Below are 24514 nucleotides of genomic sequence, written 5' to 3'. Positions count from 1 at the left end.
AAAAGCAAATGTATTCAATTTTTATCATCTTTGTTGTTGTTTTTATTTTTTATAGAAAAGGTATTCGTCTTGAAACTACTATAAACAAAGAGATGTCGTGTAAAAGTCGGGTTTAAAACAATTAAAAAGTTTTATCAAATTTAGAATGAAAAGTAATATTGTATGAGAAATAAAAATTTACTTACCATGAAACAACCAGATTTAGGAAAAAAGATTCTTGAATTGAGGAAACAAAAAGGATTAACTCAAGAAGAGCTTGTTGAAAAGTGTAATATTAATGTTCGTACAATACAACGTATAGAGGCTGGTGAAACTATGCCTAGAAGTTTTACTATCAAGACTATACTACAAGCATTAAATGTAACTATTAATTTAGAAGAATTTACAAATAAAGAAATACTCACAGGTCAAGACAGGAAGAGATTAAACTTAGCTTGGATTTTTGGAATTATCTATTTTGTTTTTGGATTTATTGAAACTATCGCAGATATATACCAGTTTACAAAAGATGAGTCAATTTTTAATGTAGCTATATATACTAGCATTAAAGTAGTGTCCTCTGTAGCTTTTGTGCTATTTTTTATGGGTTTTTTAAGAATAGCCAAAATTTATGCTCATAAATTATTAGGGGTAGTGGTTTATGTCTTTATGATAGTTTTTGTGTTATTTGAGTTCTACGATATATTTTTAATAAATTTTAGTGAAGAAGTTATTGCAATATCTCTTATTACTGAACTGCTTGTTTTTGGAGCAATTCAAATAATTTTTGGAATGAGTTTATTACAGTTAAAGGATAAGTTAGGGGTTTTAGTACAAATAGGAGGTATTTTAGAAATTGTTACAGGAGCTTTCTTAGCTACAGTAGTTTTGGCAAGTTTAGGGTTATTCTTATTAATACCTACTGTGATAATTGAAATAATTATAATTTATATGATAGCAAGAAAATAAGGATGTTTAAGAAAAAGAGGCTTTAAAAGCCTCTTTTTCTTAAAATAAATGAAGTAGTCCTTAAGGATTTAAAAAGGGAAGTTGTTAACTAGGTTTACGTAAAATCTTTTCCATTTTACGACCTTTAGCTAATTCATCTACAAGTTTATCTAAATAACGAACTTGTTTAGTTAAAGGAGTTTCTATTTCTTCTATTCGGTAACCACAAATAACACCTGTAATTAAATGAGCATTAGGGTTTAAGTTGGCTTCTTCGAAGAAGGTTTCAAAGGTTGCTTTTTGATCAATCAATTTGTCTAACTTTTCGTTGTCGAAACCAGTCAACCATTCAATTACTTGATGCAATTCCTCTTTAGTTCTCTTTTTTTTCTCAACTTTAGTAACATAGTGTGGATAAACAGAAGCAAAAGTCATGCTCGCTATTCTTTCGTCGTGTTTAGGTGTTGTTTTCATGGCTTAGGTTAATGTGAAACGATTTTGAGTCCTACAATCGAAGTAATTAATGTTGTGATAAAAAATAATAGCCAAAATGTAGCGGGTTCTTTAAAAACTAAAATACCAACTAATACTGTTCCTACAGCACCAATCCCTGTCCAAACCGCATAGGCAGTTCCAATAGGTAGCTCTTGGGTTGCTTTTACAAGAAGCAACATACTGATAGATAAACAGATTAAAAAGCCAATATACCAATATGTAGCTTCTATTCCAGTAGCTTCTTTAGCTTTTCCAAGACAAGCTGCAAAAGCTACTTCAAATAAACCGGCTATAATTAACAAAATCCAATTCATTTGTAATTACTTTTTAGATACTAAAATACAATAACTTTATTCAATTACAAGCTAAGGTGTTCTACCTTTTCACTTGTTTTATTTTTGAAGTTAAAATGTTACTGCCATTGAGTTGAGTTAAAGGTTTTACAAATCTTCTTTATTAATTATTCCTCCCCACTCGTCAGAGTAAACATATTTGTTGTTTTCAAGATTGGTACAATAATTTTCAAAGAAAACCTTAAAAGAAGGTGCTATGTGCTCTCTAGTACTATCATCATGCCACATTCTAATTATTTGCCCTTTAGTTCCATTTTTTGTAGGATCCATATCTATACATAGATGGTTTCCTGATCCATCATAAGTAATCGGAATCCATTTTGGGTTCCACCAAAAATCTTTAATTTCTTCATCGGGTTCAGTTTCATTATCTTCAAAGTCTCCACCTTCATATAAATCGTACCAAATTTTCCATTCATCAATTATTCTATTAGAAGAAAGTAACTCTTCCGCATCTATTAAGCCTTCGGCATTTCTGTTTTGACCGTTGTGTATACTTAAAAATGCTATAAAGTCTTCAGGTAATTCTGTTTGTATGGTTTGTTGGAGTTGTTTTATTTCTTCTGGTTGAATAGCAGGTTGAAGCTCTTCTGATAAATGTGGAGCATTAGAAGAAACCCAGTTTTTAAAACGGTTCCATAAATTTTCGATTTCAATTTTTTGATTTTTCATTGTAATTATTTTTTGTAGTGTAATATTGGTGCTTGCTAAACTTCTTGTAAAAAAAATAGATAGTGCTTTTCACAGCACTATTTTAATTTTCAAGCTAAAGTACTATGTGTGGAAAATGCTTAAGGAAGTTTTTTCGCTAATTTTTCGTTAAAAAAGAGTAGAGGAGACTAAAATTGTATTCCTAACTTAAAGTTCAATACTCTTCCTGTCATGTAGTTAGGAATGCCGTATTGGTTTTTACTGTAAGCATCACGTACCCATGTATTGGTGTTGGAATTACGGATATCGAAAATGTTAAATAGCTCTAAACCAGCGGTGAGTTCTTTGAAACTACGTAAAAATCCAGTTTTATGTTGTTTGTTAGCATCAGCAAAAACATAAGAAATTCCTACATCGGCACGTTTGTAATCATTCAAACGGTTTTGAAATTGATATACATCAGCATAAGCAGGAGCACCGCCAGGTAACCCTGTGTTATAAACAAGATTTAGATAAGCTTTTAGGTCTGGTAAATTAGGTACATAATCTTGAAATAATATTCCAAAATTTAAGCGTTGATCAGTAGGTCTGGCAATGTAGCCTCTGTTGTTAATATTTTCTTCGGTCTTTAAATACCCAAAGCTAACCCAACTATCATTACCAGGAACAAACTCTCCGTTTAAACGAACATCTAACCCGTAGGCATAGGCATCAGTAACATTATCAGCACGATAACGAATACGAACATTATCTACTGAATACGCATTTACATCTGATAAATCTTTGTAATAAGCTTCGGTAACTAATTTAAAAGGGCGTTCCCATAGGTTGAAACTAAATTCATTCCCAGCAACTATATGAATAGATTTTTGTGCTTTCACTTCAGGGTGTACTTGTCCGTCATAATCACGTAACTCTTTATAAAAGGGAGGTTGTGAATACCAACCACCTGAAACCCTAAATAACATATCATTTTCCCAATCAGGTTTTATGGTAAGTTGTGCTCTAGGACTAAAAATTGTTTGAGAATACGCATTAGTAGAAGCTGTTTTTATAGACCAATAATGAGAGCGAACACCTATATTCATCCAAACTTGATGCTCGTTCCAAGTAGTTTTCCTGCTAAATTGTAAAAAGCTAGTAACACGATTGATGTCTATTTCATTTACCGCTCTTATGTTTCTGTAAGGCTCAATAGGACCTGTAAAAGGTTCGTATGGTTGGTTGTTAGGTATGTGATGTGGCGGACGAACAGAAAAACCTAAAGAATCTATAACTTCCCATTCACGAATACGATCTTTTATATTTTCAGCTTGGTATTTGACACCTGCTTTCCATTCATTATTACCCTCTTTAAAAGTAGCTTTTAGTTGAATATTATTAATTAAAGCATCTAAGTCGTTACGAGCATGGTTAATCTGTGAACCGATGCCTTGAGAAAATTCAACTTCACCGAAATCTTCAGAACCAATATTGCTATTTACTTCACCTATGGCGTAAGCGGCAGCAATATCAAAGTATTCTTCTTCTTGTGTATTAAAAGATGAAATAGTACCAGTAAGTTTTAGATTGTCGTTAACTTGATAATCAGCAGAAAAAGCTCCAAATAAGGTTTGAAAACGATCTTCTTCTTGTCCTTGATAAAAAACAATTAACTCTAGCGGGGCACTTAAGGTACCAAATCGAGTTTTACGAGTTAATGGTTTATAGTTGTAGTTGTTGAGAGAGAAATTACCTAAGAAATTTAAAGTAAGTTTATTGGTAACTTGATAGCTTAAAAATGATTGTACATCAGTAAAACGGGGTCTGAAGTTAACTTCTGTTTGTTTACTATTAACAAATAAACTATTATCACGATAACGAACACCTACTATAGCACTAAGCTTATTGTTAGCAAAAGTATCTTCAATAGTAAAACTACCTCCTAGTAAACTTAAATCTAGCTGAACACCAAAATTGGTTGGTTTTCGATATGTAATATCCAAAACAGAAGATAATTTATCACCATATTTTGCTTGAAATCCACCTGCAGAAAAATTAATATTCTGAATCATATGTGGATTGGTGAAACTTAAGCCTTCTTGTTGACCAGAGCGAATTAAAAAGGGACGATATACTTCAATACCATTGACATATACTAGGTTTTCATCAAAGTTACCACCGCGAACATTGTACTGGGTACTTAATTCGTTATTGTTACTAACTCCCGGTAGTGTCATTAATATATTTTCAACACCAGCATTGGCACCAAGTATATTTTTTACTTTTTTGGTTTTTATTTTGGTAATGCCTTGTGCTTCTTTTTCCTGGTTTTTAACAATAATTTCTTCCAACTGTTCATTTTTAATTTGTAAAGTAGGAGAGAAGTTAAAGTTTTTTTTTCCTCGAGATGTGAATTTTTTTACTAAAGTTTTATAGGAAACATGCGTAAATGTAACGGCAACTGTTTTTCGCATAGGAATCGTAAATTGATATATTCCGCTAGCATCGGTGGTAGTTCCTTTTGATAAATAAGAAATCGCAACTCCTTCAATAGGTGTATTGAATTTATTGGTAATGATTCCTTTTACTGTAGCTGTTTTTTGCGCAAAAACTAGTGAAGGGAACAGTAATAAAAGAATAATTTTTTTCAAGCTTGTTTAATTTGTTTTTCTGAAGAATGTTACTGAAACTGTTTCAGTATTACCCACATTATCAGAGACTACAAGTTTAAAAATATGTTTGCTACCAACCAACTTTTTATCATTAAAATCGTACGTAAGGATTCTTTTTTTATGATTATACTCCATTAAAACCCACTCACCATCAATAGTAGCGCGATAATTTTTAATACCAGTTTCTTTATCTCCAATTTTAACTTTTAGTGTTTTATTTTTAGAAATCCATTGGTTATTACTAAAATTATATAGTTGAATAGTTGGTTTTTGAGTATCAAAACGTAAAGCATAACTACCTAAACGTTTGGTTGTAGTATACACTTTGTCTATTTTTTTTCTTGTAGATGTGTATCTCGGGTATTTCGGGTTTGTAACATTGGCAATGTATACATGTTGTTTTTGATCTTCTGTTAAAAAAGAAGTTTCAAAAGTTAGTGTATAACGCTTGTCTAAAGGAATTGTAGGGTTGTGAACTTTAGCGGTACCATTTTCAATCTTAAAATCAATAAAGCAATCTTCATAAAAGGTGTTTTTAGGAAAAGCAATTGTTACATTTTTTTGATGAAACTTATTAAAGTTAGCTGCTATAATTTTATAGTTTGTGGTATCTTTTTGCTTATAAACTAAATTACTTGCAGTCCCTCTAACTGGTATTCTTATTTTAGAAGTGTTGTGTTTGAAATCTTTTGCAATGATTTCAATATTGTAATTAGCTCCGTTTTCAATATGAATCTTTCCATTGTTTACTAAATCTTCATATAGGCTAAGTCTGTTTGCTTTTACTTTATGTGTTCTTTGTACCCTATTTCTATATTTTTTATAATGCTTGTAATCGATCAACAGATTAATATATTTACTCTCAGCAAAAGAAAAGGTTTCAACATCATGATAATATACACGCTGACCATTTACCTTCATTTCTAAACTATAAATTCCATTTTTATTCAATGCACCATTTAATCGGTCAAATACACTAATACCAAAACCAACAGTACCGCTAGCTGTAATTTTTTCTGCTATATAATTACCATCTCCCTTGTTTTTAAAAGAAATAACAGACTCTAAAGCAGAGTTGTTAATTCGAGCATCATCACTTAATGGATAGGCTACTAATTTTTGAACAGTAGGAGTTTTATCATCTTTAGCTGTTAAACCGAAATGCATTGGGTTGATAATATGTTCTGTTTTAGTATTTCTAACTTCATAATGTAGATGTGGACCGCCAGAACTACCGGTGTCTCCAGTATAACCAATAAGTTGCCCTTTCTTTACAGGGAATTTATCTGACTTAAGAAAAAGGTTTCCTGTGCTATACTTTTCTTTTTTATACTGAACACTTTTTACATATTGTTGAATACTTGGTTCAAATCGTTTTAAATGTGCATATACAGTAGTATAGCCGTTAGGGTGCGTTATATAAAGAGCTTTTCCAAAACCATACTGCTGTACTTTTATACGAGAAACATATCCACTTGCAGGAGCATAAATAGGAATACCTTCTTTTCCTTGGGTTTTAATATCTACACCAGAATGAAAGTGATTACTTCGTAACTCTCCAAAGGTACCAGACAGTACTACGGGGATTTTTAGTGGATTTGAAAAATAATTTCGTGGATACTGATTTTGAGCTTGTCCGCTAACAAAAAAGATTAATAAAATAAGAGAAAAATAAAATTTCAAAATGCAATAGTTTTAAAGCAAAATTAGTAAAATTCTATCAAAAACCTTAAAGGCTTAAAATCAATGGTTTGGTAAAAAACATTAAAAGAGTTGCTAATTATAAGTTATATTAATAACTTTGTGAATATAGTTTTATTCTCTAAAATAAATGAGTAACCCTTTAAAATCAGTTCATTTACTGGAAGATAGGTTAAAGAACTTACTTTCGAACTATGAGTTTTTGAAAGAAGAAAATAAAGTTTTACTTCAAAACAACGCAGAGTTACAAGTTTTATTACAAAAAAAAGAGAAGCAGTTAGAAGAGCAGCAAAAACAATTTAATTTGCTAAAAATTGCTAAAACTATTGAAGGCAGTAACGAAAATACAAGAGAAACAAAACTCAAAATAAATGCTTTGGTTCGAGAGATTGATAAATGTATTACTCTTTTGAACACATAAATATTAAAGTTCTTTACATGGCAAAAATAAAAGTTAATGTGGTAATTGCTGGTAGAACGTATCCGTTGAGTGTGAATAATACCGATGAAGAGGAAGGATTACGTAAGGCAGCGAAAAGCATTAATGAATTAATTGCTAAGTTTGAAGAAAGTTATGCGGTAGCAGATAAGCAAGATGTTTTAGCAATGAGTGCTTTACAATTTGCCTCAAAAGCAGAAATAGTATCGTTAAAAAATACTAAAGAAAATACCGAAGTATTGCAAAAGATAAATGAATTGACTAACTTGCTAGAAGATCATTTATAAAACGTTCTTTAAAATATATATATTTAATATACTGCCTACATTAGTACATTGTTTGTTAAACTCAACGTTATTCAATTATAAAGGATGAGTCGTGGTTAGTAAAGCAAGCCGATTTTACCTCGGATCCTTGATCAATCAGTTAATCCTAAACTTGTTATTTTGGAGTTTTTAAAACCCTATTAATGTAGGCTTTTTTATACAATCAAATCAAAATTATGGAGGGAATATTATTTCCTGTTTTAGCAGGAATTATAGGTGTAGCAGTAGGTTTTTTTATTGCTAAAATGTTAGAAAAATCTAATGCAAATAAATTAATACAGGAAACAAAAAAAGAGGCTGGTAGCATTATAAAAGAAGCTAAAGTAGAAGCCGAAGCAATAAAGAAAGATAAGATTTTACAAGCTAAAGAGAAGTTTATAGAACTGAAGTCTGAGCACGAAAAAGTAATCTTATCAAGAGAAAAGAAAGTTTCTGATGTAGAAAAAAGAGTAAGAGATAAAGAAAGTCAAGTATCATCAGAGCTAGACAAAAACAAAAAACTTAATAAACAATTAGAGAAGAAAGAAGCTGATTTTGATTATAAATTAGACTTTTTAGAAAAGAAAGAATCTGAATTAGAAAAAATGCACAAGCGCCATGTGGATATGCTTGAACAAATTTCTGGACTATCTGCCGATGAAGCAAAAACAGAGTTGGTAGCATCTTTAAAAGACGAAGCAAAATCTGATGCTATGTCTTTTATTCAAGACACCATAGAAGAAGCGAAAATGACTGCTCAACAAGAAGCTCGTAAGGTAGTGTTAAACACTATTCAAAGAGTAGGAGTAGAGCAAGCAGTTGAAAACTGTGTATCTGTATTTAATCTTGAATCAGATGATGTTAAAGGTAGAATTATTGGTCGAGAAGGACGTAATATTCGTGCTTTAGAATCTGCAACTGGTGTTGAAATTATTGTAGATGACACTCCTGAAGCAATTATCTTATCTTGTTTTGACCCTGTTCGTCGTGAAATAGCTCGTTTATCAATGCATAAACTGGTAACAGACGGAAGAATTCACCCAGCAAGGATTGAAGAGGTTGTGAAGAAAACAGAAAAGCAAATTTCTCAAGAAATTATAGAGGTTGGTAAGCGTACTGTTATCGATTTAGGAATTCATGGTTTACACCCTGAATTAATCAAAACAGTTGGACGTATGAAGTATCGCTCTTCTTATGGTCAAAACTTGTTACAACACTCACGTGAAGTTGCAAATCTTTGTGGTATTATGGCTGCTGAAATGGGCTTAAATGCAAAAGCTGCTAAGCGTGCAGGTTTATTGCATGATATAGGTAAAGTACCAGAAACAGAAAGTGAATTACCACACGCATTATTAGGAATGCAATGGGCTGAAAAATATGGTGAAAAACCAGATGTATGTAATGCAATTGGAGCTCACCATGATGAAATTGAAATGAAGAGTTTAATGGCTCCTATAGTTCAAGTATGTGATGCTATTTCTGGAGCAAGACCAGGTGCACGTCGCCAAGTTTTAGATTCTTATATCCAACGTTTAAAAGATTTAGAGGATATTGCTTTTGGGTTTAATGGAGTACAAAAAGCATATGCTATTCAAGCAGGACGCGAATTAAGAGTTATGGTAGAAAGTGCAAAGGTAAACGATACAAAAGCTGCTGAATTATCATTTAATATTTCTCAAAAAATTCAGAATGACATGACCTATCCAGGTCAAGTTAAGGTTACTGTAATTAGAGAGACAAGAGCTGTTAATGTAGCTAAATAGTTTATTAGTTATATAAAATGAAAAATCCCTCATCAACTTTGATGAGGGATTTTTGTTTAATTACGGTTTCTTCTTGATTTACCTTTTTGTTCAGGTTTTCCTTTCCTATATTTATTATTCTTGTAAATTTTGTGTTTACGTCTTTTTATAACTTTACTACGCTTTCCAATTTTTGAATTTGGTAAGGCTCTATAGTAATAATAATTATTATCCTCTCTAAACTTACGATAGTTTCTTCCAAAATCTTTTCTGTAAAAATAAACATCATCATAGTCAAAAATATCTCCTATGTTTATATCGATATTTACATCAACTCCATCATCATAATAGTAACGATCATCATAATGATAACGGTGTCCTGATTTTACAAATCCTCTAAATCTTGGATTTCCCCATCTATCGTATTGAATATGTAAGTTTCCTACTTTAAATAAGTTTCCGAATTTATATTTTATAAATACGTTACCAATTCGTTTCACGTTTCCTCTAGCATCGTAGTTTATGTACACATTTCCTACACTTCTAACACGACCTCTTCTATCACGTTTAATGCGTACGCCGTAATCAGAGTATCTATTGTAATGGATATTAAAGTCGAAATCTCCGTTTAAAAATACATGGAATTGAATTCCTCTTTCTACAAAGGTAACAGCATCATTATTACGATTTGTAACCCCAATTTTGCTAGTTGATTTTTCAATGTTGTCGGCATTTACTGTTGTTAATGACATCATTGCTAATAATAAAAGTATCCCTGTTCTCATAATTGCTAATTTTAGGGTTATGCTTACTCTATATGCTTTTCAGCTTCCGCAGTTGTTGTATAATTTTCAAAGAGCGTGCCAAAAAATATTTTACTATTGATTTTAAATAGTCGTGTAAAGTTTTAATTTGTTTTACCTTATTGATTCTTAGTGTTTTATTTTGGTTGTGAAAAATAATTTATTTGTCCACGTAAAAAGTTCTATATTTATACGACTTACTCGAAAACTTATACTTACGAATGATAGCAGCTATTAATAAAAATTTACAAAGAGGAATTAAACTATTAGAAGCAATTAATGATGAACAGTATAGTGATACATCAATTCCACCATATTATTCGAGTATAGGTGCTAATATGAGACATATTCTGGATGTTTTCGTCTGTATTTTTAACGGGTTAGATAAAAAATGTGTTGATTTTTCTGACAGAGAACGCAATCAACTAGCTGAGCAGAAGACGGAGTTTGGAATTGCATATTTTAAAGAGGTAATTGAGCAACTATATTGTTTGGAAACAGAAGATTTTGATACAATTATTTCTGTTACAGATGATTTAGGAACTGGAAAAGTAACGGCAAATTATACGTTAGGTAGTGCTTTGATACAAGCGCATAGCCATGCAATACATCATTTTGCTAGTATAGGTTTTATAATCAATCAATTAGGAATAGAGTTACCTGATGCAGATTTTGGGTACAACCCTACAACTCCAAAGAAAGAATTAGTAAGATAATTATCGATTAATGTAAACCCAGCCTTTTTTAAGCTTTTGATAAGCGTTTGGTTGGTCACCTAATTCTAAATTGTAAAAGTAAGTTGCTGCTGGAAGTTTATCTTCTCTGTTAATAGTTGATCTACCATTAGAAGTACCGTCCCAATCATTTTTATAGTCTTCTGTTTGATATACAATATTCCCCCAACGATTATAAATAACTAGTTTGTTGTGAGCATATTCATTTACTTCATCAAAAACTAAGTAGTCGTTAAGATTGTCTCCATTTGGAGAAATTAAAATATTATTATTTGTCTTAATTTCATCGTTTAGTAATGAACCAATGGTAATTACCTCGTAATTATCTGGAACAAAAGCAGCAGATGTAATTGTTCCTTCTAATAAATCTCCAGTAACTTCCAATACGTCTAAATTTACCCATTGATTTTCTGTTTTATTCCAGCCTACAACGATTAACTGAGAAACTTGATTTGCCAAAGAGCCTATATCACTACGATTATTCCACGTTAATGTGATTTGGGTTTCATCTTTTCCGTTTAAGTCCCAAAATTCAATATTGCTAATATTTTCAATTATAGCTTGTTTTTGGTCTGTTAAAAAATTAGCAGTAAAGTTTGTGGGAAAATTAGGATCCTCGTAAAAATATGCCCCTTTAAAAAAGTAATATTTATCTGTGTGAGGTAAGCTCATTGGACGTAACATTGTTCCGTCTCCCACAGGAAAGGAAAAACTAGAAGTGTTTTTATTTCCTTGTTTTAAAGATGTATATCCGTTAACGTGTCGTTCATTATCTTCTCCCGCGTAGAAATCATAATCAATAAAATCTAATGAAATATTAGAATTATTTTTTGGAGTGATTATTTGCCCGTTGATAAAGCTTAATTGATTGCGTATTCCTAGAGAGTTATATAATTCTAGATTTTGTAGAGCATCAACCTCTACATTGAAAAAAGTAACTTGATTGGTGCCTGAAATGGTTCTGATTTCGTTGTCAGCATAAAACCCTGCAAACCCTATTGTGTTATCTATAGTACCATTGTTTGTTAAATTTATATGAAAACCAATTTGCGCTCCATCATGTAATTGCACATTTCCAGTATTATAAAATGCTGTTTGTGCTGTTACTATGTAAGTAGTATTAATTAATATAAAGAGCAATAGTTTTTTCATATCTCATTTTATTTATAGGCGGTGTATAATACAACAAGGTTTTCAGTACTTGCATTATTAGTTCTACTTACATTAATAGTAAAGCCATTGGTGTTAAAAGAAGCAAGCGAAGCTGTAATTTTACCAAGATCGTCACCGTTTTGATTACTATATCTTAAGCCTATACAGTTTGATGAAGAAGCAAATCTTGATATGTCATTAATAGAGTTACCACTACCACCAACATAAATAACTTGTTGAGTTATAGTACCACCATTATCTCTTGCAAAACCATTCATAGTACCAAATGAATTAGCTATACTACTATTGTTATTACCTACGCCGTTATCAGTATCCAAGTTAAAAGATTCAACATTTGCGTGGGCAACAAATGTAATTTGAGAAGGTTGAAAAGGTAATGTATTTACAGTTATACTTCCACTGCTATTGATTATAAAAGCTCCAGTGTATACCGTTGGACCCAAATATACTCCACTATTTGTGCCAGTAGTAATTTGATTATTTGCTTCTGTTGCTAATAATGCCTTTTTTTGTATGACGCCGCTAGCATTTGTTGTTAAAATATCTGTAGTATTTGTAACTGTTTGGATGTCTCGAACACGTAATCTTCCATTTACATCTAGTCTTTCGGTAGGGGCGTTTGTATTAATTCCAACCTCACCTCCGTTTTCTAAGAAGAGTCTGTAATCTTCTACGTTACTTTCAACAAAGTTTAAACCATCCGCTAAAAGATTCCAGTGCCACCTAGGAGTTCCTGTATTATCTTCAAAAGCTAAAACATCAACTCCATTAGCTCTTATAACTAAAGGATGTGTGTTAAAAACGGAAGCTTGATTAACAAGTACTTGTCCAACGTTATTATTAAGTCTTAGTTTTTCTATATTTCCAGCTCTTAAAACCAAATCTTGGGCATCAATCGTTCCTAAAAAATTAGTGCTAGAATTTGTTCCATTATTTCCTGTAATAAGCCAACTATTTAAAGAGGGACTATCTATCCAATCAACTCCAGTACCAGTAGAGCTTAGTATTTGACCAGAAGTGCCAGAAGAGTTATTAACATCTAATAAGGTGCTGTTAAATTCGGTAGGACTTTGTAGCATAATATTACTTGGAGCAGAAAGCTCCATTGTTGTACCCGCTGAAATTTGAGAAGAAGTTCCAGAAGATATTTGCATTGTGCCACCAGTAGAACTTATTTGTGTGCCGAAAGTACTAAATAGTTGTAAGAAGTTAATATTATTAAAAGTTAAGTTGTTTGCATTACCGTTTAGTATGCGATTATCTGCCAAAGTACCATCAGCAGTATAAATATTTTGAGATGTCAGTGTGGAAGTGATTGGTTTCCAGCCATCTACAGTGTCGTATATTTTTATTTGACTATTGGTTGTATCGAACCAAACATCATTTTCTACAGTAATTACTGTTGGATTATTAGGGTCAGTAGGTGATGTAAAGACGTTATTGTTGTTTACTTTTTGTATAGTTCCTTTATTGTCAATAACTCTTATCTCTTGAGAAGAAACAGTATCTGAAAAGGTTATTATCAAAAGGATTACTAATAACTTTATGATATTATATATATGTCTAAATTTAAAGGTCATTACTATACTATTATAACTTTGTTGAACTCGAAGGTGCTCTAAATATTCCAAAAGGTTGTTGAGTTTTGTTCTATCTCTTGTATTTGTATATTACTTATGTTAGTTCTGTACATAATAAATTCGGTAAAACTAGTCGTGGCATGATGTTGAGGTTGATTACCATTAGCCCAACCTATGGTGAAATCTGTATTTAAAGTACATCTACCAGTTACATGAGCTCCATTAAATCGTTGCACTCCTCCAGATCTAGCAATTACATTAGTGTTACTTTTTATAAAAGAATATATTTCCCAAACCCCAACATTTCCATTATTATTGAAAGAGCGTGTGCCGTTGCAACAAATACCAGGATCAAAATATAAATTCTGATCACTCCAGTTTACATGCGAAGACCAACGATTAGCGCTATTTAATACACCAAATGTATGTTGTGCTCTTCTGGTTGCTCTCATTACTCCTATAACTGTACCTTGATTTCCATTATTAGTTACATCTTGAATACCGTTTGGAGTATTAATTAATAAGTGATCATTATTTCCATCGCCTTGAAAATGTGGGTTGTTTATAGTAGGAATAAAACGAGGCTGTCTGTTTCTTGTCACCTGTACAGCGTTCCTACCGAGTCCACTTTGATCATACCACGTATGTACAAATACATTATTAGCTCCTCTCCATGCGTTTATTGCTGCAATATCAACAACATCATTATCATTCCACCCAAAATCTTGTTCTGCATTATCTCCAGCTCTTCTAAGTCTAATAATAGGGCCATTATAGTCACTTTCTAATACCCGCATAGAAAAGGCAAAACTTATATTATCTAGTTTGTCATCGAGTATGTGAAGGGGTTTCATTGTAGGGAAGTGATTATATCTAGCTATTTGTGAGTAGCTGAATAATACTATAAAAAGAAAAAATATAGTTATATATCTTTTCATGTTTACCTTTTTAAATCTCCTGTTAAATGAAATATATTTGTAGCTGTGGCAATTAAACCAATTCCAGCATCTTTGCCTGCAGTTTTAAAACGAGATAATCTGTTTAGAACTGTAACACCGCCAGCTCCAGTTATGGTGACGTTTCCATTACCAATTTGATAAATACTTATGTTGTATCCTATTGGTAAGCCTGCAGGAACTGTTAGGGTAACATCAGCAGCACTATTGAATGTGAAAACCTTTCCATTATCGGCTAGAACCAATGTGTAATTTGTTGTTTTGTTTACTACTTCAGCTAAATTAGGATCAATCCAATCAGTTCCAGTAACTGTTGAAGATAAAACTTGTCCAGCAGTACCTGCATCATTATTACTATCTTCAAAACTTTTAGCTACAGAAAGATTTTCAAAAACTCTAACATTACTGTTTTGTAAATCAATACCGTCTCTAGCTCTTAAGGTTAAAAAACCATTGGTAGAGTTGATATTTATAAATCCTGAGTTATCAATATCAAACCTACTAAAATCTGTAAAACGTAAAGAATTTCCATCACCAGTTAAAGTTCTATTATTAGTCAAAGTATCGTCAAAAGTGTAGATATTTTGAGTTGTAGTTGATGTGATTAATTTCCACCCATCTGTTGTGTCATAAATCTTTATCTGGTTATTAGTTGTGTCGAACCAGACGTCATTTTCTAATGTAATAATTGTAGGATCGTTAGGGTCAGTAGGTGATGTAAAAACATTATTATTGTTCACCTTTTGTATAGTTCCTTTATTATCAATAACTCTAACTTCCTGTGCATTAGTACTAACAGAAAAAAGTACTAATGCATAGGAAGTAACTATAAATAGTTTAATATGTTTAATGCTATTATAAGGCATTAAAATTATTTAATCCAGTGAATTTCAAAAATATCATTTTCGTAAATCTCCCAATTATTATAGTCGTTAGGTGCAGCTAAAGCTTGAGGTTGAACAGTTACTACACCAGCACCTAAAGTATAATCTGTACCAGCTCTTAATTTTGCTCCATTTCTATATACTGAAACTTTAAATAAAGAAATAGCTGCAGTCATATCAGCTACAGGAATATCTAAATTAGCTGTAGAATCAGCTGTAGCTGGATATTCTACTCTAACTCCTTGAACCTGTAGTAAGTCAGAAAGTAACATTTTTTTTACAGCACCAGTTGCCTCGTCTCTTAATAATACAGTAAAACCAGTACCAGGAGTAGCATCATCGTGATTAGATCTATCAGTGGCATCTGTAGAAGCAGTAGCAGTAGCGTCAAGAAGCTCTAAACCATCTAAAGCAAACTCAGCTCCTGTACCAGCAGCAATATAAGTATTGTCAGTTAATGTTCCTCCTAATTGCCAAGTAGTAACAGTTCTATTACCAGCAACAGTAGAAGTAATCGTAGTAATACCATTATTAGACTGCATATATTTAATAGTTCCTTTGTTGTCTATTAATCTAATAGATTCTCCAGCAGCAGCTGTACGTGCTGTCTTTGTAGCGTCATTAGCACCAGTAGTAGGGTCAGTTTGCGCACTAACAGTACCAACAGCTAAGAAACCAACGGCAAGTAATGCTATTTTAAATTTGTTTGTAATTGTTTTCATAAATTGATAATTAAATTGTTTTTAAGATTTTAAGTTGAGGATTGTTATTAATAAAGTTGAACTATTCGTATTTCATCACCTGCGTAACATGTAGCATCAGGTTCTATGGTAATTGTTGTGGCATTATCAATAGTAAAGTCTATTCTAACTCCGTTTCTGTACACATTAATTTTATCAGCTGTATATAATGTAAGCCCCGTAAAAGTTACTTGACCATCTGTAGCTGTAATTTCTGTAATTTCCTCTTTCAGTAAGTTAGAGGCAGTAGTTCTTTTTAAAACGCCAGTAATTCTATCTACTGTAACGATATCATCAGTTGCAGTGCTTCCATTTTCTAAACCTGTAATGGCTAATGTATTTGTAGTACTAGTTTCAATAGTGGTAGGCTGAATTAATACGCCACCTAATTGAATAGTGTTACTTGCGTTTATAAAAAGTCCGTTATTAGCAGAAGGTGTTGCGTTAGATGTTACCCAAGTTGTACCGTCATAAGCATAAATTATACCAGTAGTTGTATCTACATAAACGTCTCCAGAAGTTGGATTAGGGGCAGTACTAGTATTAGGTGCTCCGTTACCTCTTCTAGGATTGTTATCTATAGAAATCCAATTCGTTCCATCCCAAATACTGGTGGTATTATTTTGAGTATCGTTAATCCAAAAATCCCCTATTTCATTATTTGTAGGTGCTGTAGAAGAAGTAGTAACATCAATACTTTCTCTTGTTCCTGAAGCACATAAACCTTTCCAAGAACTACCATCGTACATAAACACACAGTTTTCATCGGTGTTAAAAACTAAAGCTCCTCGTAAAGGTTGGATAGCATTCATTTGAGCATTAGTCATTCTACTGATGACTAAAACTTTGTCTGAGCTTTCTAGTTCTAAAATAGAGCTTAAATGAATTGAAGAGGGATTGTCCCCAACTTTTACTTGTGAAAAAGTTGGAATAATAACACAAAAAAGAATCAAAGAAAAAAGTAATCTTCTTCCCATTCAGTTAAATAATTAATTGTTCTTAAGACTCGGGGGGATTCTTAAGAATACATGAACATGCATTCTTTTGCAAATATAGAAAAGATTTTTTATTTGGAGAGACGTTTGATTTTTTTTGTGTACTTTTTTAATAAAATAATTTCATTAAGAAAACTTATAGAGCCTTTGTATGGAGTGTTGAAGTTTCTATGATTTGTAATAGCAATAGTAAAGAGCGATTTCCAGTGGGTTCTTATAGCTTTTAAAGCTTTTAAGTAGGTGTAGTTTTCTGCATCATAAATATGTGTAGGTTCTGCTATAATTCCGTTGATTTCTAGTATTTTAAATTCGATTCCTTTTTCTAATTCTTCAAAGGTATTGTACTTTAAGTCAATTCGTCCATAGTACCAACCTGGTATTGATTTACTAAGCTTATCAAAAGTGGTGGTTAGTTTATCACTTATTAAATGATTACCATTAATAAATTGTGTTCCTTTTGAATGATTGCCTATAGCTGTAAGTTTAATAATTTTGTTTTTAATAGGTATTTCTGTCAGTTTATCTTGGTGGATCTTAGTAAATAAGTCGATGTATAATTTAGCTCTTTCATCAGCAAGAATAAGCTCTTTTAATGTAGAAGTACCATCTCCTGTAACAGATAAAAAACGTTTTAGCGTTAATGAAGAAATCTTACCGGAATCATCTTTTGGATTTCTGTGGTAAAAAATACCGCATTCATTCTCATGGTCTAAAAATTCTTGAATGATAATATCAATAGAGTACTTTTCAATATAGTTTTTTAAGGCTGTTTTTGAAGCTATTTTCTCAACCAATAGTCCTCGAAAACCTACATCGGGTTTTGCTATCAAAGGGAAGCTAATTTTTTGTTTTTGAATTTTTTTACAAACTATTTCAAAATTAGTGTTTGGTTTTATTAAAACCGATTTAGGTCGGTATTTTTCAGGAACCAATAATATGGTTTCGTATTTGCTTTCAGTACCGTTTCCAGAGCTTTTTATGCAGGGGTTTGCAGCACTAAAAAATGCTAAGTGTTTAGCTTTAAAAGCTAAATAAAAAGCGTAAGGAAGATTAGGGAGGTAAAACATCGCCGAGGGCCAGTGCTCCCAATTTATTATTTTTTTTATGGAATTGTTTTTTATCAAAAGTTATTTGCTAAAAAGATGGTCTAATATGGTTTTAAATGCTTTAAAACCATAATATACAGTAAATAGTATTAATAAAACACCAACCACGAGTAAACCATAAGCAATAAAAACTTTAGGAGCTTCTTTAAAAGCACGTAAGGCTTTAAAGGCAATACTTAGTATTAAAGGAGAAATAATAAGCAAGCCTAAAAAAACTAAAAGCTTTTTTATACCAGTTTCAAAAGTAGTAGGTTTATTCATTTGTAAATTTTTTTATAGCTTCACGAACATTTCCATATTTTTTTAATAATTCGCTAGCTGTCTTTTGGTCGATATTTAATTCAGAAGCTAACATTTTTTCTCCTCTATCTACTAATTTATTGTTGGATAGTTGCATGTCAACCATTTTATTCCCTTTAACTCTTCCTAATTGAATCATACTGGCTGTAGATAGCATATTCAATACTAATTTTTGAGCAGTTCCCGCTTTCATACGAGAGCTTCCTGTTACAAACTCAGGACCTACAACGACTTCAATGGGAAATTGAGTGGTTAATGATAACGGGCTATCTTGATTACAGGTAATACATCCTGTTACAATATCGTTATTATTGCATTCTTCTAAAGCAGAAATAACATAAGGAGTGGTACCTGATGCGGCAATTCCTACAACAACATCTTTTGAAGAAATTTGATATTCTTGTAAATCTTTCCAACCTTGGTTAGTAGAATCTTCAGCAAATTCAACCGCTTTTCTAATGGCATAATCACCACCTGCAATTAATCCAATGACCAATTCATGGGGAACACCAAAAGTAGGAGGACATTCGCTTGCGTCTAGGATACCTAAACGGCCACTAGTACCCGCACCGATGTAAAATAATCGCCCACCTTCTTTTAATTTCAAGACAATTTGTTCTGTGAGTTTCTCTATTTGTGGAAGTGCTTTTTCTACAGCTAAAGGAACTGTTTTATCTTCTTTGTTAATGTTAGACAATAACTCAGAAATACTCATTTTTTCTAAATCATTGTAGTTAGACTCTTGTTCGGTTGTTTTGGTAAACTTCATGTTTCAAATTTACTAATTAAAAATTTTAAGAAATTAGAATGTGACGAATATAATTTTTTTGTGTCTTAACTATGAGCCAAGCAATGTTATGGGGGATTAAATAGTAATTCGGGGGACATTATTGTTTAGTAATTTGTTTGGTTTATTTTAATAAAAAAGCAGGTGATTTTTGTCACCTGCTTTTGAATTTTATATAATAGATTAATTATATACTTTGTAAAATATCATTAAGAGTTTCACTAGGTTGCATAACTGCATTAGCTAATGCGTCATTAGGCTCGTAGTATCCTCCAATATTTACTGCTTTACCTTGAACAGTATTTAGTTCTTCTACAATTGTAGTTTCATTTGTTGCTAATTTTTCTGCAATAGGAGTAAATTGAGCTTTTAACTCGGTGTCTTTGTCCTGAGAGGCTAAAGCTTGTGCCCAATACATTGCTAAATAAAAATGAGAACCTCTATTATCTAATTCTCCAGTTTTTCTTGAAGGTCCTTTTTTATTGTCTAATAATTTGTCAGTAGCATCATCTAAAGCTTCCGCTAATATTTTTGCTTTGTTGTTATCGTTTGTTTCTCCTAGATGTTCTAAAGAAACAGCTAAAGCTAAGAATTCACCTAAAGAATCCCAGCGTAAGTGATTTTCTTCTACTAATTGTTGAACATGTTTTGGAGCAGATCCTCCAGCGCCAGTTTCAAACAACCCACCACCATTCATTAATGGTACGATAGATAACATTTTAGCTGAAGTTCCTAATTCTAAAATAGGGAATAAGTCAGTTAAGTAGTCACGTAATACATTTCCTGTTACAGAAATAGTTTCTTTACCTGCTTTAACTCTCTCTAAAGTATATTTAGTAGCTTCTACTTGAGATAAGATTTTAATTTCTAATCCAGTAGTATCATGATCTAGTAAGTACTTTTCTACTTTTTTAATAATCTCTCTATCATGAGCTCTTTCTTCACCTAGCCAAAAAACTGCAGGTGCTCCTGTAGCTCTTGCACGAGTAATAGCTAATTTTACCCAATCTTGAATAGGTGCGTCTTTTGTTTGACACATTCTCCAAATATCACCAGCTTCAACAGTATGCGTTAATAAAGTAGTTCCGTTGGTATCAATCACTTCAACTTTTCCGTTAGAAGTAATTTCAAATGTTTTATCATGAGAACCGTATTCTTCAGCTTTTTGAGCCATTAAGCCTACGTTAGGAACTGTACCCATTGTAGTAGGATCAAAAGCACCATTCTTTTTACAAAAATCGATAGTTTCTTGGTATAAACCAGCATAAGAACTATCAGGGATAATTGCTTTAGCATCTTGCGGTTCTCCTTCTTTATTCCACATTTGACCAGAAGTACGAATCATTGCTGGCATTGAAGCATCAATAATTACATCTGAAGGAACATGTAGGTTGGTAATTCCTTTGTCAGAGTTTACCATTGCTACATCAGGATTGCTAGCATAAATAGCTTCAATATCTGTTAAAATATCCGCTTTTTTATCTGCTGATAACTCTTCAAGGTTACTTACTAAGTTTCCAAAACCGTTGTTTACATCTACACCAATTTCTTTAAAAGTTTCACTATGTTTAGCAAACAAATCTTTAAAGAAAACACGTACAGCATGACCAAAAATGATAGGGTCTGAAACCTTCATCATAGTTGCTTTCATGTGTAAAGAGAATAACACTCCTTTATCGTTAGCGTCTTTAACTTGTTCTTCTAAGAAAGCTAACAATGCTTTTTTACTCATTACTGAAGCATCAATAACTTCTTTAGCTAGTAATGATACTTTATTTTTTAAAACAGTTTTATTTCCGTTAGCATCCGTATGTACAATTTGTATATCAGTAGCATTAGGTACAGTAACTGATTTTTCACTGTGAGCAAAGTCACCTTCTGTCATTGTAGAAACATGAGTTTTAGAGTCAGTACTCCAAGCACCCATTGAATGAGGGTTCTTTTTTGCGTAGTTTTTTACAGCTTTTGGAGCTCTACGGTCAGAGTTACCTTCACGTAAAACAGGGTTTACAGCAGATCCTTTTATTTTATTATAACGTGCTAAAATTGCTTTCTCTTCATCAGTTGTAGCTTCTTCTGGGTAATTTGGTAAAGCATAACCTAAAGCTTGTAGTTCTTTTATAGCAGCTTTTAATTGAGGGACAGAAGCTGAAATATTTGGAAGTTTAATAATGTTAGCTTCTGGTTTTTTTGCTAAATCTCCTAAAAAAGCTAAGGCATCTTCAACCTGCTGCTCTTTAGGCAAAAGGTCTGAAAAATTAGCAAGAATACGACCCGCAAGAGAAATATCTTTGGTTTCTACTTCTATGTTAGATGATTTTGTAAAAGCTTTTACGATTGGTAAAAACGAACGAGTAGCTAATGCTGGAGCTTCATCCGTTTTTGTGTACATAATTTTAGCAGTCTTATTCATATTTATAAGTAATAAATTAAATTATATTTTGAAGTGACGCAAATTTAAGAATTACGGTTGAGTTTTTTGATGCTAAATTATTATTAATTAGGGGGTTTTGTTATGAAAGTGATAATTTAAACAGGTAAAACAGAGATTTTGTTATTAAAAACAAAAGCCATATCAAACAATTTCTTGTAATTGATATGGCTTTCTTGAAATAGTAAGGGTACTGACCTGTATTACTACATAGTCAAATAAAACTGCGTTTATGCTTTTTCCTTAGAAAAAACTACGTTACTACCTCAAAAGAAACTTTACTTTATAAATTATGTCACCTATAAAATAAAAGCTTCGGTGTTTTTAAACAGATTGGTTAAGCTAAATAAAAACCAATAATACTTATAAACTTATAACTAGAAAACTATAAATTATTAATAACTTACAATTAATCAAAAAAATTATGATGATTATACTTAGCTTTAAGTATGTTTAAAAACAAAATATATAAAGAACGTTACTTTAAAGGTTTACTTTTGGTGATTAAATTAATATAGTTAACTATAATTCTGACGTCACTTACTTTGTAAACTCTATCCTCAAATATAAGAAATAATACTGTCTTTTTAATAGGTTTAAGTGTTTTGTTATCAACAGTTTAAATAGGTGTGTTATTAACAAAAAGTGAATAAAAAAAACACCATGATATCATGGTGCTTTTTAATTTTTTTAGAAAAAAGAGGTTTTTAACGTCTTCTTTCTTTAATTTTTGCTTTTTTACCAGTAAGACCTCTAAAGTAGTAAATACGAGCTCTACGTACTTGACCAGTTTTATTAATCTCAATCTTTTGGATAGATGGTAAATTGATAGGGAAGATACGCTCAACACCTACAGTACCAGACATTTTTCTAATAGTAAATGTTTCAGAAGCACCGCTTCCTCTTTTTTGGATAACAACACCTCTAAAGAACTGAGTACGAACTTTGTCTCCTTCTCTAATTTCGTAGTATACTGTAATAGTATCTCCAGCTGCGAATTCTGGTAATTCGTTTCTTGTTACAAATTCGTCTTGAACAAATTTTACTAAATCCATTTTATTATTATTTATGGTTGTATAAAAGCAACATTCACGATTTTCGTCAGAGGTTGATTTTGTGGCTGCAAATTTAAAACTTTTCTTTTGATAAAAAAAATAAATAAAACACTGATTATTAGCTAATCTAATAAATCTGAACGTATTTCTTTTGTTCTTTTGTATGCTTGTTCTGAGCGCCATTCTTCAATCTTAGGAAAATTTCCTGATAATAAGACTTCAGGTACTTTCATTCCTTTATATTCTGAGGGTCTTGTATATACTGGTGGCGATAGTAAGTTATCTTGAAAACTATCTGTTAGAGCAGAGGTTTCGTCACCTAAAACTCCAGGGATTAATCGAATTACAGCATCACATAAAACTGCAGCAGCTAATTCACCTCCAGTTAACACATAATCACCAATAGAAATTTCTTTAGTTACAAATTTATCACGTACACGTTGGTCTACACCTTTATAATGACCTGTTAAAATGATAATATTTTCCTTTAATGAAAGTGTATTTGCCGTAGCTTGATTTAGAGTTTTAGCATCAGGAGTCATATATATAACTTCATCATAAGTCCTTTCAGATTGAAGTTTTTCAATACACTTTGCTATGGGTTCAATCATTAAAACCATTCCAGCACCCCCACCAAATTGATAATCGTCTATTTGACGATAATTACCAAATCCATATTCTCGTAGGTTATGAAAATGAACTTCAGCGAGTCCTTTATCAATAGCCCTCTTCATCATTGAATTTTCAAAAGGACTTTTTATTAAGTCGGGTTCTACCGTAATAATATCTATTCGCATGCGGCAAAGATAGCTGTTTTAAAGGAGATTTATTGTGGGAATATTTTTTTGAATTTTTTAGGAAGCTCTTTAGTGATAGTTATTTCTTCTTTACTAAAAGGATGTGTAAAAGTAAGCGTAGATGCATGTAGAAACAATCCTTTCCCTTTCAGAATTTTATTTTCTAAAAAATAATCCTTGTCCCCTAAAATAGGACTGTTTATAATAAGTAAATGTTTACGTAATTGATGTTTTCTACCTGTTTTTGGGTTCAGTTCTACTAAATTCAAAAAATCAAATCGAGGAGACTCCACTGATTGTATAACTTCAAACGAAGTAAAGGCACTTTTGTTATCGATAGGTAAATCAATTTCTCCACTTCGTCCCATTTTACCAATACAAATAGCATAGTATGTTTTCCGAATTTCTTTTTTTTCAAATAGTTGATTTAAAGCAATAATACTCTCAGTTGTTTTTCCAATGAGTAATAACCCGCTAGTTGGATAATCTAAACGATGAACAGGTCTTGGGCGAGTAGCATCAGATAAAGTACTTTTCTGTAAGTTTTGTACAAGTGCGTTGTCAATTGTAGCAAAAGAGTTGCCACTTACTAAAATTCCAGCAGGCTTGTAAATAATAGCAAGATGATCATCTTCAAAAAGAATATCTAAGGGGAAATTAAAATGTTTTTTTTGCGAGTTTTCTTTTGATTGAAGTAACTCAATGGTTTCGCCTCCTTTAATGTATAAAGCGGTTGTGGCTGTTTTACCATTAACTTTAACTAACCTTTTTTTAATGGCTTTTTTTATACCAGATTTAGTAGGAATAGTTTTGAAAATTCCAACAGCATACTCTTGTAATCGAATGGTGTTATCTATAGTTTTTACTATATGAGTTTCTATAGTTCTCAATAAAAAATGAATGATT

The 24514-nt window shown here is 31.9% G+C and carries 24 protein-coding genes and 1 other RNA gene; 6 read left to right on the top strand and 19 right to left on the bottom strand.

The window, feature by feature from the left end; all coding sequences use genetic code 11:
• Positions 1-162: 162 nt before the first annotated feature.
• On the top strand, positions 163-948 hold the full coding sequence (locus tag C7448_RS10110) for a helix-turn-helix domain-containing protein (protein WP_211321906.1): 786 nt from the start codon (positions 163-165) through the stop codon (positions 946-948).
• Between the two features lie 84 nt (positions 949-1032).
• Here C7448_RS10110 and C7448_RS10105 read toward each other — a convergent pair whose 3' ends face one another.
• The 5 genes from C7448_RS10105 to C7448_RS10085 form a co-directional block, all read right to left on the bottom strand.
• Positions 1033-1401: a DUF2200 domain-containing protein gene (locus tag C7448_RS10105; RefSeq protein ID WP_115901248.1), complete on the bottom strand. Its 369-nt coding sequence runs from the start codon at positions 1399-1401 to the stop codon at positions 1033-1035.
• 8 nt (positions 1402-1409) lie between these two features.
• The gene (locus C7448_RS10100) at positions 1410-1736 is read right to left on the bottom strand and encodes a DMT family transporter (protein ID WP_115901247.1); all 327 of its coding nucleotides are present in this window, start codon (positions 1734-1736) and stop codon (positions 1410-1412) included.
• Between the two features lie 126 nt (positions 1737-1862).
• The gene (locus tag C7448_RS10095; RefSeq protein ID WP_115901246.1) at positions 1863-2447 is read right to left on the bottom strand and encodes an SMI1/KNR4 family protein; all 585 of its coding nucleotides are present in this window, start codon (positions 2445-2447) and stop codon (positions 1863-1865) included.
• A gap of 167 nt (positions 2448-2614) precedes the next feature.
• Entirely contained in the window at positions 2615-5059 is a 2445-nt protein-coding gene (locus C7448_RS10090) for a carboxypeptidase-like regulatory domain-containing protein (RefSeq protein WP_115901245.1), read from the bottom strand.
• 6 nt (positions 5060-5065) lie between these two features.
• Positions 5066-6763: a M23 family metallopeptidase gene (locus C7448_RS10085; RefSeq protein ID WP_245939466.1), complete on the bottom strand. Its 1698-nt coding sequence runs from the start codon at positions 6761-6763 to the stop codon at positions 5066-5068.
• Positions 6764-6983: 220 nt separating this feature from the next.
• Between C7448_RS10085 and C7448_RS10080 the strand changes: the two genes are divergently transcribed.
• The 4 genes from C7448_RS10080 to rny all read left to right on the top strand — a co-directional run bounded on the left by C7448_RS10080 (position 6984) and on the right by rny (position 9288).
• A complete protein-coding gene (locus C7448_RS10080) occupies positions 6984-7202 on the top strand; it encodes a hypothetical protein (protein WP_245939465.1) in 219 nt (72 codons plus the stop codon).
• 17 nt (positions 7203-7219) lie between these two features.
• Positions 7220-7507: a cell division protein ZapA gene (locus C7448_RS10075; RefSeq protein WP_115901276.1), complete on the top strand. Its 288-nt coding sequence runs from the start codon at positions 7220-7222 to the stop codon at positions 7505-7507.
• A gap of 59 nt (positions 7508-7566) precedes the next feature.
• Positions 7567-7675, top strand: a non-coding RNA gene (gene ssrS / locus C7448_RS10070) — 6S RNA.
• A 47-nt stretch (positions 7676-7722) separates the two neighbouring features.
• Positions 7723-9288, top strand: coding sequence for a ribonuclease Y (rny, locus tag C7448_RS10065; RefSeq protein ID WP_115901242.1), 1566 nt, complete (start codon positions 7723-7725; stop codon positions 9286-9288).
• A gap of 56 nt (positions 9289-9344) precedes the next feature.
• Here rny and C7448_RS10060 read toward each other — a convergent pair whose 3' ends face one another.
• Positions 9345-10052 (bottom strand): hypothetical protein, encoded by a 708-nt coding sequence (locus tag C7448_RS10060; protein ID WP_115901241.1) that lies wholly within the window; start codon positions 10050-10052, stop codon positions 9345-9347.
• 239 nt (positions 10053-10291) lie between these two features.
• Between C7448_RS10060 and C7448_RS10055 the strand changes: the two genes are divergently transcribed.
• A complete protein-coding gene (locus tag C7448_RS10055) occupies positions 10292-10786 on the top strand; it encodes a DinB family protein (RefSeq protein ID WP_115901240.1) in 495 nt (164 codons plus the stop codon).
• On the opposite strand, the gene C7448_RS10050 is transcribed toward C7448_RS10055, so the two are convergent.
• The 13 genes from C7448_RS10050 to C7448_RS09990 all read right to left on the bottom strand — a co-directional run bounded on the left by C7448_RS10050 (position 10787) and on the right by C7448_RS09990 (position 24498).
• Positions 10787-11956: a gliding motility-associated C-terminal domain-containing protein gene (locus tag C7448_RS10050; protein ID WP_115901239.1), complete on the bottom strand. Its 1170-nt coding sequence runs from the start codon at positions 11954-11956 to the stop codon at positions 10787-10789.
• Positions 11957-11964: 8 nt separating this feature from the next.
• Positions 11965-13557: an autotransporter outer membrane beta-barrel domain-containing protein gene (locus tag C7448_RS10045; RefSeq protein WP_147300523.1), complete on the bottom strand. Its 1593-nt coding sequence runs from the start codon at positions 13555-13557 to the stop codon at positions 11965-11967.
• Positions 13558-13595: 38 nt separating this feature from the next.
• The gene (locus tag C7448_RS10040) at positions 13596-14411 is read right to left on the bottom strand and encodes a hypothetical protein (RefSeq protein WP_170137033.1); all 816 of its coding nucleotides are present in this window, start codon (positions 14409-14411) and stop codon (positions 13596-13598) included.
• 86 nt (positions 14412-14497) lie between these two features.
• Entirely contained in the window at positions 14498-15379 is an 882-nt protein-coding gene (locus tag C7448_RS10035; protein ID WP_115901236.1) for a hypothetical protein, read from the bottom strand.
• A gap of 5 nt (positions 15380-15384) precedes the next feature.
• Positions 15385-16119, bottom strand: a complete 735-nt coding sequence (locus C7448_RS10030; RefSeq protein WP_115901235.1) for a hypothetical protein — start codon at positions 16117-16119, stop codon at positions 15385-15387.
• 47 nt (positions 16120-16166) lie between these two features.
• Positions 16167-17114, bottom strand: a complete 948-nt coding sequence (locus C7448_RS10025; RefSeq protein WP_115901234.1) for a hypothetical protein — start codon at positions 17112-17114, stop codon at positions 16167-16169.
• 89 nt (positions 17115-17203) lie between these two features.
• On the bottom strand, positions 17204-18256 hold the full coding sequence (locus C7448_RS10020; protein WP_211321905.1) for an ATP-grasp domain-containing protein: 1053 nt from the start codon (positions 18254-18256) through the stop codon (positions 17204-17206).
• A gap of 3 nt (positions 18257-18259) precedes the next feature.
• The gene (locus tag C7448_RS10015) at positions 18260-18499 is read right to left on the bottom strand and encodes a DUF6095 family protein (protein WP_115901232.1); all 240 of its coding nucleotides are present in this window, start codon (positions 18497-18499) and stop codon (positions 18260-18262) included.
• A complete protein-coding gene (gene murQ / locus C7448_RS10010) occupies positions 18492-19307 on the bottom strand; it encodes an N-acetylmuramic acid 6-phosphate etherase (RefSeq protein ID WP_115901231.1) in 816 nt (271 codons plus the stop codon). Before murQ ends, C7448_RS10015 begins: the two co-directional genes overlap by 8 nt.
• 205 nt (positions 19308-19512) lie before the next feature.
• Complete coding sequence (locus C7448_RS10005; protein ID WP_115901230.1) at positions 19513-21738, bottom strand: NADP-dependent isocitrate dehydrogenase; 2226 nt, start codon at positions 21736-21738, stop codon at positions 19513-19515.
• A gap of 725 nt (positions 21739-22463) precedes the next feature.
• Positions 22464-22811, bottom strand: a complete 348-nt coding sequence (rplS, locus tag C7448_RS10000; protein ID WP_115901229.1) for a 50S ribosomal protein L19 — start codon at positions 22809-22811, stop codon at positions 22464-22466.
• Positions 22812-22933: 122 nt separating this feature from the next.
• Complete coding sequence (trmD, locus tag C7448_RS09995; protein ID WP_115901228.1) at positions 22934-23608, bottom strand: tRNA (guanosine(37)-N1)-methyltransferase TrmD; 675 nt, start codon at positions 23606-23608, stop codon at positions 22934-22936.
• 29 nt (positions 23609-23637) lie between these two features.
• Complete coding sequence (locus tag C7448_RS09990; RefSeq protein ID WP_115901227.1) at positions 23638-24498, bottom strand: RluA family pseudouridine synthase; 861 nt, start codon at positions 24496-24498, stop codon at positions 23638-23640.
• Positions 24499-24514: the final 16 nt, after the last annotated feature.

It is taken from the genome of Tenacibaculum gallaicum (assembly GCF_003387615.1).
Lineage (GTDB): Bacteria > Bacteroidota > Bacteroidia > Flavobacteriales > Flavobacteriaceae > Polaribacter > Polaribacter gallaicus.
The sequence above is the reverse complement of the archived record's forward strand: the minus strand, read 5'-3'. Positions and strand labels throughout refer to the sequence as shown.